The 14753-nt window shown below is 73.2% G+C and carries 10 protein-coding genes; 7 read left to right on the forward strand and 3 right to left on the reverse strand.

Annotation, left to right across the window (positions count from 1 at the left end; translation table 11 throughout):
* The first annotated feature begins 44 nt into the window (after positions 1-44).
* From J5X75_RS22295 to ppdK, 4 genes are all read left to right on the forward strand, one after another.
* Positions 45-1268 (forward strand): ATP-grasp domain-containing protein, encoded by a 1224-nt coding sequence (locus J5X75_RS22295; protein ID WP_208469418.1) that lies wholly within the window; start codon positions 45-47, stop codon positions 1266-1268.
* Complete coding sequence (locus J5X75_RS22300; protein WP_208469419.1) at positions 1265-2518, forward strand: ATP-grasp domain-containing protein; 1254 nt, start codon at positions 1265-1267, stop codon at positions 2516-2518. The genes J5X75_RS22295 and J5X75_RS22300 overlap by 4 nt, the downstream gene beginning before the upstream one ends.
* Positions 2515-3768, forward strand: a complete 1254-nt coding sequence (locus tag J5X75_RS22305; RefSeq protein ID WP_307798202.1) for an MFS transporter — start codon at positions 2515-2517, stop codon at positions 3766-3768. The genes J5X75_RS22300 and J5X75_RS22305 overlap by 4 nt, the downstream gene beginning before the upstream one ends.
* A 99-nt stretch (positions 3769-3867) precedes the next feature.
* Entirely contained in the window at positions 3868-6534 is a 2667-nt protein-coding gene (gene ppdK / locus J5X75_RS22310; RefSeq protein ID WP_208469420.1) for a pyruvate, phosphate dikinase, read from the forward strand.
* A gap of 27 nt (positions 6535-6561) precedes the next feature.
* Here the strand turns inward: ppdK and J5X75_RS22315 are convergent, their stop codons facing one another.
* On the reverse strand, positions 6562-7203 hold the full coding sequence (locus J5X75_RS22315) for a hypothetical protein (protein ID WP_208469421.1): 642 nt from the start codon (positions 7201-7203) through the stop codon (positions 6562-6564).
* A gap of 115 nt (positions 7204-7318) precedes the next feature.
* On the opposite strand from J5X75_RS22315, the gene J5X75_RS22320 reads away from it, so the two are divergent.
* The gene (locus J5X75_RS22320; protein ID WP_372450928.1) at positions 7319-8254 is read left to right on the forward strand and encodes a TAXI family TRAP transporter solute-binding subunit; all 936 of its coding nucleotides are present in this window, start codon (positions 7319-7321) and stop codon (positions 8252-8254) included.
* An 83-nt stretch (positions 8255-8337) separates the two neighbouring features.
* Positions 8338-10647, forward strand: coding sequence for an endopeptidase La (lon, locus tag J5X75_RS22325; protein ID WP_307798204.1), 2310 nt, complete (start codon positions 8338-8340; stop codon positions 10645-10647).
* Between the two features lie 49 nt (positions 10648-10696).
* Here the strand turns inward: lon and J5X75_RS22330 are convergent, their stop codons facing one another.
* Together J5X75_RS22330 and J5X75_RS22335 are read right to left on the reverse strand one after the other, a co-directional pair.
* Positions 10697-12226: a ricin-type beta-trefoil lectin domain protein gene (locus J5X75_RS22330; RefSeq protein WP_208469422.1), complete on the reverse strand. Its 1530-nt coding sequence runs from the start codon at positions 12224-12226 to the stop codon at positions 10697-10699.
* A 90-nt stretch (positions 12227-12316) separates the two neighbouring features.
* Positions 12317-13675, reverse strand: coding sequence for a HAMP domain-containing sensor histidine kinase (locus tag J5X75_RS22335; protein ID WP_208469423.1), 1359 nt, complete (start codon positions 13673-13675; stop codon positions 12317-12319).
* A 185-nt stretch (positions 13676-13860) separates the two neighbouring features.
* Between J5X75_RS22335 and J5X75_RS22340 the strand changes: the two genes are divergently transcribed.
* Entirely contained in the window at positions 13861-14730 is an 870-nt protein-coding gene (locus J5X75_RS22340) for a hypothetical protein (protein WP_208469424.1), read from the forward strand.
* The last annotated feature ends 23 nt before the right edge of the window (positions 14731-14753 follow it).

Here is a 14753-nt window from a genome sequence, read left to right on the forward strand (position 1 = left end):
GGCTCCGCATTCCACCGAAACACCACATCGGGAGTTGCTCCTTCATGACCTCATCGCCGGACGGGCGCCCTGCCGTCCTGCTCATCGGTGGCTCCCCACGTGCCCTGCGACAGGCCGCCGCGACCGGCGCCCGGGTGGTGCTGCTCCAACCGCCGGGGTGGTCGGATCCCGGCGCCGCCGACCACGCGCACCACATCGCCATCGTCGACTACACCGACCCGGACGTGCTGCCCGGCGTCGCCCGGGACCTGCACGCCCGGTACGGATTCACCCGCGCCGTGTCGCTGACCGAACCCGGCCTGATGCCGGCCGCCCTGGTCAACGAGCAGCTCGGTCTGGGCGGAACCCCGGCCGCGACGGTACGGCTGCTCAAGGACAAGCTGGCGATGCGCGCACACCTCGCCGCCGCCGGCCTGAGCCCGGTCCCGGCGGCCGCGCTCGGCGACGTCACCGATCTGGCCGCCTTCGCCGCGCGCCACGGCACACCGGCCGTGGTCAAACCGGTCGACGGGGTGGGCAGCCTCGCCGTCGTCCGCCTGGACCATCCCGGCGACGTCGACCGGGTGTGGTCCCGGGCCCGGCGCGCGACCGGCCGGCCGCTGATGGCCGAGGCGTACCTCGACGGGCCGGAGATCAGCGTCGAGGCGTTCACCTTCGGGCCCGGCGACCACCGGGTGCTGGCCGTCACTGACAAGGTGGTCGGCGCGAACTTCGTGGAGGTCGGGCACACCGTTCCGGCCCGGCTGGCGCCCGGTGACGCCGCCCGCGTGGAGGCGCTGACCGTGGCGTTCCTGGACGCCGTCGGCCTGATCGAGGGGCCGTCGCACACCGAGATCAAACTGACCGCCGACGGGCCGCGCGTCGTTGAGTCGCACAACCGGGTCGGCGGCGACAAGATCGCCGATCTGGTCCGGCTGACCACCGGCGTCGACCCGGTCGCGCTCAGCTTCGCCTGGCCGCTCGGGCTGGCGGACCGTCCGCCGGCCGGCGGCACGCCGCGATCCGGGGCGGCGATCCGCTTCCTCACCCCCGCGCCGGGACGCGTGCTGACGGTGCGAGACCTCGACCGGGTACGCGCCGAGCCGTCCGTGGTCGCCGCCGAGGTGACCGTGGCGCCGGGCGACGTCGTCCCCGAACTGGCCCGGTCGGACTCCCGTGCCGGATACGTGATCGCGTGTGCCGCGGACGCGGACCGGGCGGCCGCGCTCGCCCAGCGGCACGCCGCGACGATCACCATCGACACCGTGCCCTGCGAGGCTTCCCGATGACATCCACCGTCACCCACGTCGTCGCCGGATTCAGCGACGTCCTGCTGTCGAGACTCGACGGCCTCCTTCCCGCCGGATCGGTGCTGGTCTTGGAGGACCCTCAGGTGGTGTCGGCGCGTGACGCCGTACGCCGGGCGGCCGCCCACCCGTGTGTCGCCGGGCTGACCGAGGCGCCGGTGCAGCGCGAGGACGACCCCGGCGCGGTACCCGCCGCGGTGGCCCGGCCGGACGGGCTCCAGGCCGTGCTGCCCGCCGTCGAGTACGCGGTGGTGGCCGCGGCCGGACTGGCCGAGAGCTGGCGGGTCCCGGGCGCCGGGGTACCCGCCGCCCGGATCCTGCGGGACAAGGCACGGCTGCGCCACGCCGCCGGCGCCGCCGGGCTGCCGCAGCCGGCCTGGCGCGTGGTCGAAAGCCTCGACGAGGCCGCCGCCTTCCGCGCCACCCTGGGCGGCGCCTGCGTGCTCAAGCCCGCGAACCGGCAGGCCAGCCTCGGGGTGCAGCTGCTGGAACCGGAGGACGACCTGGCCGCCGCCTGGCGGCGGCTGATCGGCGCCGACGAGCCCCGCCTGCGCGGTGAGCTGTCCACCGGCCACTACCTGATGGAGCAACGGCTGCGCGGCCGGGAGGTCAGCGTCGAGATGCTCGTCGATCGGGGACGGCCGGGATTCGTCAACGTCTGCGCGAAGACCGTGCAGCCCGGACCGCACCCGGTGGAACTCGGCCACCAGGTTCCGGCCGACATCGCCGAACCGGACCGGGACCGGCTGGCGGCGCTGACCGCCGGGCTGGCGACCGCGACCGGGTTCCGGTCCGGCGTGCTGCACGCCGAGTGGATCGTCACCCCCGGCGCCGGGCCGCACCTGGTCGAGTGCGCCGGGCGACTGCCCGGCGACCGGATCGTCGACCTGATCGACCTGGCGTACGACCTCGACCTCACCGCCGCGTGGACGGCGATCCTCCAGGGCCGCCCGGGACAGCCGCACACCACCGCCCGCCGCGGCGCGGCCATCCGCTTCCTGACCGCCGCGCCCGGCACCGTGACGGCCGTCGACGGCACCGGACCGGCCCGGTCGGCGCCCGGCGTCCACGACGTCCAGATCACCGCGCGGATCGGCGACGTGCTCGCACCGGTCTCGTCCTCCTGGGACCGGATCGGCAGCGTGCTGGCGACCGGCGACGACGCGGCCCAGGCCGACCGGCGGGCCCGGCACGCCGCGGACCTGATCACCGTCCGGGCCGCCACCCGGTGATCGGCCGGCTGGCGGGCCGGTACGTCCCGGCCGGGCGCGACGGGCGGATCCTCACCGTCGTCGCCCTGATCGACTCCACCGGCACCGGCCTCTACCTGGCCGGCGCCACGGTCTTCTTCCTGCGGGCCATGCTGCTCGAACCGGATCAGATCGGGCTCGGCCTGGCGGTCGCCGGATGCGCCGGGTTCGTGACCACGCTGCCGATGGGCCTGCTCGCCGACCGGATCGGCGCCAAACGCACCCTGATCGGCATGCAGGTGTGGCGGGCGGCGTGGTTCGCGGCGTTCGCGTTCACCAGCGGCCCGGTGGCGTTCACCCTCATCGCCTCCGCGGTCGCGGTCGCCGAACGGGCCGCCTCGCCGACCACCCAGATGCTGGTCGGCGGCACCGCCACCGCCGAGGACCGGACCCGCACCATGGCGGTCATGCGTTCGGTGCGCAACGTCGGCTTCGGGCTGGGCGCGCTGCTCGCCACCCCGCTGCTGGCACACCACTCGACCTGGGCGTACCGGGGTGTCGTGCTGGCCGACGCGCTCTCCTTCGTCCTGGCCGCGCTGCTGCTGACCCGGGTCCGCGACGTACGGCCGCCGCGAACCGCCCGCAAACCGGCGCCGCTGCGCTCCCTGTGGGGCTTCCGCGACTGGCGGTATCTGCTGCTCGCGTCGGTCAACGGACTGCTCACCCTGCACATGACCCTGCTCTCGGTGGCGCTTCCCCTGTGGGCCCTGCGAGCCACCACCGCACCACCGTCGGCGCTTCCGCTGCTGGTGCTGGTCAACACGGTACTGGCCGTGCTGTTGCAGGTGCCGATGGCCGGAATAGCCCAGCGGCCCGACGGCGCCCTCCGGGCCCTGCGCTACGCCGGGCTCGCGCTGGCCGTCTGCTGCGCCCTGTTCGCCGCGGCCGCCGGGACCAGCCGCTGGACCGCCGTGGCGGTGCTGCTCGCCGCGGTTCTGGCGCTGACCGCCGGGGAACTGTGGCAGGCGACCGGCGCATGGGACCTGTCGTACGCCTACGCCCCACCCGACCGCACCGGCGAATACCTGTCGGTGTTCAGCCTCGGCGCCACCGTGCAGCAGATCGCCGGCCCCGCGCTCGTCACCTCGCTGATCGTCCCCCACGGCCGCTCCGGCTGGCTGGCCCTGGCCGTGCTCCTCGCCGTCACCGCCGCGGTCACCGGGCCGGTGGTCCGGATGCTGGCCCGCGACCAGCCCACCGCACCGGCGCGACACGCCACCCGACAAGCCTGACCGGTCCGGGCCCTCCGGCCCTGCCCGCGATGCCGTATCGGCGATATCACGGGAGGTGAGGGCGGGACGGCCCGCCATCGACGAGGGCGAGGGTACGAGATGTCCCGCTACGTGTACGACTTCTTCGAGGGGAACAAGGATCTCCAGGACCTGCTCGGCGGCAAGGGCGCCAACCTGGCGGAGATGACCCGGATGGGGCTGCCGGTGCCGCCCGGGTTCACCATCACCACCCGCGCCTGCCGGGAGTTCCTGCGTACCGGCGTCCTGCCGGCCGGCCTGTTCGACGAGGTCGAGGAGCACCTGCGGCTGGTCCAGGCCCGGCTGGGCAAACGTCTCGGCGACCCGGCCGACCCGCTGCTGCTGTCGGTCCGCTCGGGTGGCAGGTTCTCGATGCCCGGGATGATGGAGACGATCCTCGACATCGGCCTCAACGACGCCACGGTCCTGGGTCTGGCCGCGCACAGCGGGGACGAGCGGTTCGCGTGGGACTCGTACCGGCGGCTCATCCAGATGTTCGGCAAGACCGTCTTCGGCGTGCCGGGTGAGCAGTTCGAGGCCGAACTCGCCGCCGCCCGGGCCGCCGCCGACGCCGCGACCGACGCCGACCTCGGCGCCGCCGCGCTACGTGACCTGGTCGCCGCCTACAAGAAGGTGTTCGCGGCGCACACCGGCCGGGATTTCCCGCAGTCACCGCACGATCAGCTGTTCTCGGCGATCGGCGCGGTCTTCGGGTCGTGGAACGCCGAGCGGGCGGTGCTCTACCGCAGGCAGGAGCGGATCCCGCAGGACCTGGGCACGGCGGTCAACGTGATGGCCATGGTCTTCGGCAACCGCGGACCGCACTCCGGCAGTGGGGTGGCGTTCACCCGTGATCCGGCCACCGGGCGGCGCGGCGCCTACGGCGACTACCTGCCCAACGCCCAGGGTGAGGACGTCGTGGCCGGTATCCGCAACACCCTGGGCCTGGCCGAACTCGCCGAGATCGACCCGAAGAGCCACGCCCGGCTGCTGTCGATCATGCAGAAGCTGGAGCAGCGCTACCGGGACCTGTGCGACATCGAGTTCACCATCGAGGACGGCACCCTCTGGATGTTGCAGACCCGGGTCGGCAAGCGCACCCCGGCGGCCGCCTTCGTGATCGCCGCCCAGCTCGTCGAGGAGGGCCTGATCACCCTGGACGAGGCGCTGCTGCGGGTGACCGGCGAACAGCTCGCGAAGCTGATGTTCCCGAGCTTCGACACGGCGGCCGCCCCGCCGCCGCTGACCACCGGCGTGGCCGCCTCACCCGGCGCCGCCGTCGGCGCGATCGTCTTCGACTCGGCGGCGGCCGCCACCGCGAGCGGCCCGGTGATCCTGGTGCGCCGCGAGACCAACCCGGACGACCTGCCCGGCATGATCGCCGCCCAGGGCATCCTGACCAGCCGTGGCGGAAAGACGTCGCACGCCGCCGTGGTGGCCCGCGGCATGGGCAAGACCTGCGTCTGCGGCGCCGACGAGCTGGAGGTCGACGCGGCGGCCGGCACCCTGACCGTGGCCGGCCGGGTGCTGCACGCCGGGGACGTGATCTCGATCGACGGCACCTCCGGACGGGTCTACGCCGGCCCGGTGGCGGTGCACCCCTCCCCCGTCGTCCGCTACTTCGAAGGCGAGCTGTCACCGCTCGGCGACCCGCTGCTCGCCGCCGTCCAGCGGCTGATGACGCACGCCGGCCACGTGGCCCGGCTGGGCGTGCACGCCAACGCCGACACCGGCGCCGACGCCCGCCGCGCCCGCCGCTTCGGCGCGACCGGGATCGGCCTGTGCCGGACCGAGCACATGTTCCTCGGCGACCGGCGGGAACTCGTGGAACACCTGATCCTCGCCACCGGCGCCGAGGAACGCGAGGCGGCGCTCGCGGCCCTGCTGCCCCTCCAGCGCGACGACTTCGTGGAACTGCTCGCGGCGATGGACGGCCGGCCGGTCACCGTGCGACTCATCGACCCGCCACTGCATGAATTCCTGCCACCGCTCGACGAGCTGACCGCACGGGTGGCCCGAGCCGAGGCGCTCGGGGCCGACCCGGAGAACGACGGCCGGTTGCTGGCCGCGGTCCGCCGCATGCACGAGCAGAACCCGATGCTCGGGCTGCGCGGCGTCCGCCTCGGCCTCGTCGTGCCCGGTCTCTTCGCGATGCAGGTCCGCGCGGTCGCCGAGGCCGCCGCGCTGCGGCTCGCCGCGGGCGGCGACCCGCGCCCGGAGATCATGGTTCCGCTGGTCGGCGCGGTTCAGGAGCTTGAGATCGTACGCGCGGAGGCCGGCCGGGTCCTGGCGGACGTGCCCGGCGCCCCACCGATCCCGATCGGCACCATGATCGAGGTCCCGCGGGCTGCCCTGACCGCACACCAGATCGCGATCAGCGCCGACTTCTTCTCCTTCGGCACCAACGACCTGACCCAGATGACCTGGGGATTCTCGCGTGACGACGTGGAAAGCGCGTTCTTCGGCCGCTACCTGGACCTGGGCGTCTTCGGCGTCTCCCCCTTCGAGACCCTGGACCGCCTCGGCGTCGGCGAACTGGTGCGCACCGCCGTCGAACGCGGCCGCGCCGCCCGGCCCGGCCTGCCCACCGGCGTCTGCGGTGAGCACGGCGGCGACCCCGCCTCCATCCGCTTCTTCCACGACGCCGGGCTCACCTACGTGTCCTGCTCCCCGTTCCGGGTGCCGGTGGCCCGCCTGGAGGCCGGCCGCGCCGCGGTGGACACCGGCGCGGTCTCCGACACCCGTTAGCGTCTCACCCGTACCAGAAAAGGATTCTCAGACGGCGGAGCGGAGGCCCAGACGCGGCGGGGTGGCCGGGAGCAGGTCGGCGGCCTCGGCGGAGACGGTGACCACGACGCAGCCGGAGCGGCGGGTGACCATGGCCGTGGCGCCGAGCAGGCGGGCGGCGCGCACCAGCACCGCGGCGATCTCCTGGTCGCGGACCGTCACCCAGATCAGATCCCGCCGGCGGCGTTGGCCGGCGGCCAGCAGCGCGGCCCGCCACGCGGCCTGCGCCAGCGCGAGCCGCTGCGCGTGCCGGGGCGACGACGCGCCGAGCGAGGTGGAGTCGAGGAGGGCCTGGCGACCCTGCCGCCAGGCCGTCTCGAGCATCCGGCTGGTGGCCAGACGCTGGGTTTCCTGTACGAGCACCCGCTGCACCTGGTATCGGCGGCGCCCCCCGCCTGACCAGGTCTCCCGTGCAGCGGCGCATCCCAGGTCGGTGAGCAGGAAGGCGAGCCGGTCGGCCGCCTCCGCGCGGTCGAACTCCGCCAGGGCCTCACCGGACCGCGGGACCGGCCTCAGCGGCGACGGCCGCTGCGGGCGGGCCGTGTCGACGCATTCCACGAGGCAGGCCGATTCGAAGGCGGCGGGCAGCGCACGTGCGAGTACGACCGTGCGTGTCGTCGTCTGGTCCATCGGCTTCTCCCTCCCGCGGTTATCCGACACCGTGGCCGATCCGCCCGTTCGGCCGGTACTCCCCCGGCGAAGACTTGAGGGAAACTTGCGCGGACCCCGCTCTCCCGCGTAGGGAATCAAGGTGCCTCTCCGTAGCAGCCGACGCGCGACACTCGCCGGGCTGCTCGCGCTCCTGGTGGTCACTGCCTGTGACGATGGCGCGACGCAGGATCGGCGGGTGCGGATCGCCACCGGCAGCCCGACGGCGGTCTACCACGCGATCGGCACCGCGCTGGCCGGCGTCGTCGAGCGGGAGCTGCCGGGCGCCGACGCGGAGGTGCTGGTCACGGCGGCGTCGGCGGAGAACGTCGAGAAGGTGTCGCGGGGCACCGCCGAGATCGGCTTCACCCAGGCGGATGTCCTGGTCACCGGTGGGGCGCCGGCTCCGACGGTGGTCGCTCTGGCCCGGGTGTACGACGATCTGCTGCACCTGGTGGTCCGCGCGGACAGCCCGATCGCGACCCTGGAGGGCCTCAAGGGCAAGCGGGTGTCGGTGGGCGCCCGCGGCTCGGGCACGACCGTGACGGTGGACCGGTTGCTGTCGGTGGCGGGCATGTCGCACGCGATGTACCGGCGGCAGCTCAGCCTGGACGACTCGATCCGCGCGCTGCGCGACGGCGAGATCGACGCGTTCTTCTTCTCCGGCGGGCTGCCGGTCACCGGGATCAAGCAGCTCGGCGCCGAAGTGGGCATCCGGGTGGTGGACCTGTCGAAGTGGGCGGGCGATCTGCGGCGCGCGTACAGCGACGTGTACGTGGTGCGGGACGTGCCGACGTCGGCCTATTCGGTGCCGCCGGTCGCCACCATCGCGGTGCCGAACCTGCTGGTCGCCTCCGAGTCGATGCCGGAGGACCTGGCGTACGAGCTGACCCGGCTGCTGATGGAGCGGCGTGAGGTGCTGGCGTCGGCGCACCCGGCGGCCGAACGGCTGGACCCGCGGACCGCGATCTCCACCCTGCCGGTGCCGCTGCATCCGGGCGCGGCCCGCTACTACCGGTCGGTCAAACCCTGACCCTGTTCGCCGACAGTGAACGGCGGAAGATCCTCCGGGCCGGTGAAGTTGAGTCCGTCGTACTCAACTCCCCGGAGGTAAACGTGACCGGCAAGCGACTTCCTGTGCTGTTCCTCGACGACGTCGTCCTGCTTCCGGGCATGGTGGTCCCGGTCGTCCTCGACGAGGCCGCCCAGGCCGCCGTCGACGCGGCCCGCACCTCGGCCGGCTCCGAGCTGCTGATCGCCCCGCGACTGGAGGACCGGTACGCCTCGTACGGCGTGGTGGCCGCCGTCGAGCAGGTCGGCAGATTCCGCGGCGGCTCCCCGGCCGCCGTCCTGCGCACCGGCACCCGGGCCCGCATCGGCAGCGGCGTGACCGGTCCCGGCGCGGCCCTGTGGGTGGAGGCCGAGCCCGTCCCGGCCGGCGCACCGGGCCCGCAGGTGCGGGAGCTGGCGGACGCGTACAAGAAACTGGTCGTCTCGGTGTTGCAGCGCCGCGAGGCGTGGCAGGTGATCGACTCGGTCAGCGCCATCGACGACCCCAGCGATCTGGCCGACACCGCCGGCTGGGCGCCCTATCTGTCCAACGACCGCAAGCGGGAGCTGCTCGAGACGCCCGACGTCGAGGCCCGGCTGCGGCTGCTGATCGAGTGGACCAAGGACTTCCTGGCCGAATCCGAGGTCAACGAGACGATCGAGAAGGACGTCCGGGAGAACGTCGAGAAGCGCAACCGCGAGTACCTGCTGCGCGAGCAGCTCAAGGCGATCCGCAAGGAGCTCGGCGAGGGCGAGGCGGACGGCACCGGCGACTACCGGGCCCGGATCGAGGCCGCGGACCTGCCGGAGCCGGTACGCGAGGCCGCGCTGACCGAGGCCGGCAAGCTGGAACGCGCCGGTGACCAGAACCCGGAAGCCTCCTGGATCCGGACATGGCTCGACACGGTACTGGACCTGCCGTGGAACGCCCGTACCACCGACAGCACCGACCTGGCGGCGGCCCGGGCCGTCCTCGACGCCGACCACCACGGTCTGGACGAGGTCAAGGACCGGATCGTCGAATACCTCGGCGTCCGCGCCCGGCGCGAGTCCCGTGGCCTGGCGACGGCCGGCGGCCGCGGCTCCGGAGCGGTGATCCTGCTGGCCGGCCCGCCCGGGGTCGGCAAGACGTCGCTGGGCGAGTCGGTGGCCCGCACGCTGGGCCGTAGGTTCGTCCGGGTCGCCCTGGGCGGGGTCCGCGACGAGGCGGAGATCCGCGGCCACCGGCGGACGTACGTCGGCGCGCTGCCCGGCCGCATCGTCCGGGCGATCCGGGAGGCCGGTTCGATGAACCCGGTCGTGCTGCTCGACGAGGTGGACAAGGTCGGCAGCGACTACCGCGGCGACCCGGCCGCCGCCCTGCTGGAGGTCCTCGACCCGGCGCAGAACCACACGTTCCGCGACCACTACCTGGACCTCGACCTGGACCTGTCGGACGTGCTGTTCATCGCCACCGCCAACGTGCTGGAGACGATCCCGCAGGCGCTGTTCGACCGGATGGAGCTGATCGCCATCGACGGCTACACCGCGAACGACAAGGTGGCCATCGCCCGCGACCATCTGGTGCCCCGCCAGTTGGAACGCGCCGCCCTCTCGCCCGGCGAGGTGACCGTCACCGAGGCGGCGCTGCGCGAGATCGCCGCCGATTACACCCGCGAGGCGGGCGTACGGTCGTTCGAGCGCCTGCTCGCGAAGGCGTTCCGCAAGGTGTCCCTGGGGGAACTGCCGGCCACCATCGACGCCGGTGACCTCCGGGACCTGATCGGCCGTCCCCGGTTCACGCCGGAGTCGGGCGAGCGCACCGCGGTCCCCGGCGTGGCCACCGGACTGGCGGTCACCGGGATGGGAGGCGACGTCCTCTACATCGAGGCGTCGCTGCTGCCCGGCAACACCGGCGGGCTGTCGGTGACCGGCCAGCTCGGCGACGTGATGAGGGAGTCCGCGCAGATCGCCCTCTCCTGGGTCCGGGCGCACGCCGGTGAGCTGGGCATCTCGCCGGAGCAGCTGGACCACCCGATCCACCTGCACGTGCCGGCCGGCGCGGTGCCCAAGGACGGGCCGTCGGCGGGCGTCACCATGACGACCGCGCTGGTGTCGCTGCTGCTGGGCCGCAACGTGCGCGCGGAGGTGGGGATGACCGGCGAGGTGTCGCTGACCGGCCGGGTGCTGCCGATCGGCGGGGTGAAGCAGAAGCTGCTCGCCGCCCAGCGGGCCGGGCTCACCGAGGTGTACCTGCCCGCCCGCAACGAGCCGGATCTCGACGACGTCCCGGCCGACGTGCGGGCGGCGCTGACCGTGCACATCGTCTCCGACGTACGGGAGATCCTGCGCACCGCCCTGGAGCCGGTGGGCGCCGACACGGTGGCGGTGGCCTGAGCCGCGCCGGCCGATCCCGTCGCGGTGACGGGATCGGCCGGTCGTCAGGTCAGCCGCGGCGCCACTTCTGGTTGGCGGTGCCGGCGCACTCCCAGAGCTGGATCTGGGCCCGGTCCTCGCCGTTCCAGTCCTTGATGTCGAGGCACTTGCCGGCCTGCGGGTTCACCAGGTCGCCGGCGGCGCTGAGCACCCACTGCTGGGCCGGGTTGCCGCTGCAGTTGGCGATCTGGATGATGACGCCGTTGGCGGTGGAGCCCCACGGCACGTCCAGGCACTTGTTGTTGCCCGAGCGCAGCGTGCCGTTGACCGCCTCCCACTTCTGCGCGTCGGAGCCGTTGCAGGTCCACATCTGCACCGGTACGCCGTCGGAGAAGTCGCCGCCGGGCACGTCCAGGCACCTGTTGTTCCAGTTGCTGACGATCGCGGTGCGGGTGCCGCCGCCGCTGGTGGTGAGGCTCAGGCCGTACACCTGAAGGATCTCGTTGACCGGCTGGAACCACATGGTGCCGCTGGTGGTGCAGTTGCCGGTGCCGCCCGAGGTGACCCCCTGGGCCTGGTTGCCGGAGATCCACGAGCCGCCGGAGTCGCCCGGCTGGGCGCAGGCGTTGCTGCGGCTCAGGCCGGACACCGCGCCCTGCTGGTAGTTGATCGTCTCGTTCTTGCCGAGCAGGGTGCCGCAGCGCCAGCCGGTGGTGCGCCCGGACCGGCAGATCGAACTGCCGACCGCAGCCTCCTGCGAGCCGGCGACCAGCACGTTCCCGCCGGCGTAGTTGTTGACCCACGGTTGCGGCGTCCAGTTGCCGTTGGTCCGCACCCAGGCGTAGTCGTTGCCGGGGAAGGACGATCCGGCGAACGTGCCCTGCGCCTGGTTGTTGAAGCCGAGCGTCGGGCTGCCGGCGCCGCCGCAGTGACCGGCCGTCACGAAGCCGCCGGCCACCGCGAAACCGACCGAGCAGAGCGTGTTGCCGTTGATCACGAACTGGTCGCCGCCGCGGATGTCGAACATCGGCCGGGGCGCGCCGGCGGCGGTCCGGACGGTGACCGGGCCGGCCCCGCTGTCACGGGCGAACCGCTCGGCGGCGGCCTCGGCGCCCGGTGCGACGGTGACGACGACGCTGTTGGTGGCCGGATCCACGTACCAGCTGCGGATCTCGTCACCCGCCTCGGCACTGTTGCGGTCGAGCCTGGCGCGAGCCGCGTCGAGGGCGGCCGCCGAACGGGCGACGATCTTCGGGACGGCGCCCTCCTCGCGTACGACGGTGGCGTCCGCCGGGTCGGTCACGGCGACGGTGAGGCGGCTGCCGCCGGCCGGGATCCAGGCGCCGGCGAAGTCCCGGCCCAGCCGTTTCCGCAGGCGTTGTTCGACGACCGGCGCGGCCGCCTCGGTGGTCAGCCGGTCGGCGATCTGGGTGTCGGTCAGCCCGAGGTCGCTGCGCATCGCGTCGAGCATGCCGGGCGCCAGGTCGAGCCGGACCGGGGCGGGTTCCGGGGCGGCGGGTTTCGGGGCGGCGGAACTGACGGCCGGGGTCGCCGCGACGACCGCCAAGGCCACGACCACCTGGAGGATCGGACGTTTCATGGGGATATTCCTTCTCAGCGCAAGAACGGGGAGAGCGCTCTCTGGCCGAGCTTTCTATCGACGTTCATAACTGTCAAGAAGGTTTTAAATTTATGCCGCGAACCAGATCGTCGCGGCCAGGCCGCCGGTCGCCGCGGGCGCCAGCGTGAACCGGCCACCGGACGCCTCCACCAGCACCGACACGATCGATAGGCCCAGACCGGCGCCGTCGACGTTCTGCGCGTCCGGCGCGCGCCAGAAGCGTTCGGTGGCCCGGCGCCGCTGCTCCTCGGTCATGCCGGGACCGGTGTCACGGACCGTCACCTCGGCCCCGCCGTCGCGGGCCGCGACCTCCACCTCGACCTTCCCGCCGGCCGGCGTGAACTTCAGCGCGTTGTCGATCAGCGCGTCCAGCGCCTGATCCAGCGCCGTGGCGACCATCCGCGCCGGCAGCCGCTCCTCGGGCAGGACCGCGACCAGCTCGATGTCGCGGCGCTCGGTGAGCGGCCGCCACGCCTGCACCCGGTTGCGGGTCAGCGCCACCGCGTCCACCACCTCGACCCGCTGCTGACCGCGTTCGGCCCGGGCCAGGGCGAGCAGCCCGTCCAGCACGTCCGCGAGCCGGTCGGTCTCCTCCAGGGCGATCTCGTGATCGGCGCGCAGATCCTCGTCGTCGAGACCGCCGCCCAGATCCTCGATCCGCAACCGCAGCACGGTCAGCGGATTACGCAGCTGATGGCTGGCGTGCGCCACGAACGACCGCTGCCGCTCCATCGCCTCGGCCACCGCGTCCGCCATCTCGTTGAAACTCGCCGACAACCGGCGCAACTCCGGCGGGCCGAGGCCGGGCTGCACGCGGGCCGCGCTGTCCCCCGCGGCGATCTCGTGGGCCGCCGCGTCCAGCCGGGTCACCGGCCGCAGCACCCAGCCGGCCAGCCGGTGCGCGGTCGTCAGACACGCCGCCACCGCGATCGCGCCGACCATGGCCAGAACCAGCCAGACCACCAGCACGGCGCGCCGGTTACGGTCGGTGGGCGAGACGGTCAACACCACGCCCAGTACGGCGCCGCCGTCACTGACCGGAACGGCGACCACCAGGGGCTCGGTCGTCCACGGCCACAACGTCTCGGGGCTGCCGACCTGGTGCCCGGCGAGAGCACCACGGATCGCCCCGGCCGCGGCGGCCGGCCGTCTGCCGAAGACGCTGAGCACCCGCTGATCCTGGTCGACCAGCATCGTGCCGATGCCGTACAGCTCCTGGTAGCGGCGCAGCTCGTCGGTGAGCGCGTCGAGCTCCCCGCTGCGCACGGCCGGCGCGGCCAGCGAGGCGAACCGGGTGGCGTCGGCCATCCGGTCGGCGACCGCACGGTCGGTCTCCCGGCTGGCGACGGTCACGGCGAGCGGGATGGCCAGGGCGAGCAGCACCATGCAGAGCAGCAGGAGGTAGGTGACCACCAACCGCCTGCGCACGGGCGCTCCCCCGATCTGCTCCTTACCCAGCGGGCAAACGGTAGCCGACCGCACCGGCCGCCGACACGGGTCCGTGGTCACCGAATGGTCACGCGGCGGGTCGACCTCGTCACCGGGCGACAACGACGCCCGTCACCCTGTCGAGCGACTACCCTTCATAGAGCATCTAGCCCTACGCTAACCCCATGCCCTCACAAGCGCACGAGGTCCTCATCGAGATGTTTCGGAACCGGCCGTCCCTAGCCGCCGAGCTTCTCGACGGGCCACTGCACGACCACCTCCCGCCCTTCGACGAAGCCCTCCTCACCTCCGCCGAGCTCAACGATGTCGCCCCGACCGAGTACCGCGCCGACGCCGTCGTCACCCTGAACCGGTCCGGCGCCACCGTCCTCGCCGTCGTCGTCGAAGTGCAACGCCGCATCGACGGCAGAAAACAGCGCAGCTGGCCCGCCTACGTCGCCACGCTCTACGCCCGGCTCGGCTGCCCCGTCGCCCTGCTCGTGGTCTGCCCCCATCAACCGGTCGCCGACTGGGCCGCGCAGCCGATCGCGATCGGCATGCCACCGGCGAGCATCGTCCCGATGGCGTTCGGCCCCCGGCAGATCCCCGTCATCGGCACGCGCGACGTCGCCCGCCGCCTCCCCGAACTGACCGTGCTCTCCGTCCTCGCCCACGCCGCCCACGCCGAGCCGCATCCGCTCTTCGGCGCCCTGTTCGCCGCGCTCGACGTCATCGAACCCGACACCGCCACCCTTTACCATGACTTCATCCTCACCGTGCTGCCCGCCGCGACCCGAAAGCTGCTGGAGGACTACATGACCACCACCGACTACCCCTACAAGAGCGAGTGGTCACAACGGCAGTTCGCCGCCGGCAAGGCGGAAGGCGAGACTCGGGCGGTTCTCACCTTCCTGGAGGCGCGCGGCGTGGAGATCTCCGACAAGGCCCGGGCGACGATCACCGGCTGCACCGACCTCGACCAGATCGAACAGTGGGTCCGCCGGGCAGCCACCGCCGAGCGGGTGGAAGACCTGGGCGGTCCCCTGCTCGACTGACGCCGCTTCCCGGATCGACAAGC

This window comes from Actinoplanes flavus (assembly GCF_017592555.1).
GTDB lineage: Bacteria > Actinomycetota > Actinomycetes > Mycobacteriales > Micromonosporaceae > Actinoplanes > Actinoplanes flavus.

Coding starts and splice junctions, on each gene's coding strand:
- J5X75_RS22295 (WP_208469418.1), top strand. CDS start 45: ATGACCTCATCGCCGGACGGGCGCCCTGCCGTCCTGCTCATCGGTGGC.
- J5X75_RS22300 (WP_208469419.1), top strand. CDS start 1,265: ATGACATCCACCGTCACCCACGTCGTCGCCGGATTCAGCGACGTCCTG.
- ppdK (WP_208469420.1), top strand. CDS start 3,868: ATGTCCCGCTACGTGTACGACTTCTTCGAGGGGAACAAGGATCTCCAG.
- J5X75_RS22315 (WP_208469421.1), bottom strand. CDS start 7,203: ATGGACCAGACGACGACACGCACGGTCGTACTCGCACGTGCGCTGCCC.
- J5X75_RS22330 (WP_208469422.1), bottom strand. CDS start 12,226: ATGAAACGTCCGATCCTCCAGGTGGTCGTGGCCTTGGCGGTCGTCGCG.
- J5X75_RS22340 (WP_208469424.1), top strand. CDS start 13,861: ATGCCCTCACAAGCGCACGAGGTCCTCATCGAGATGTTTCGGAACCGG.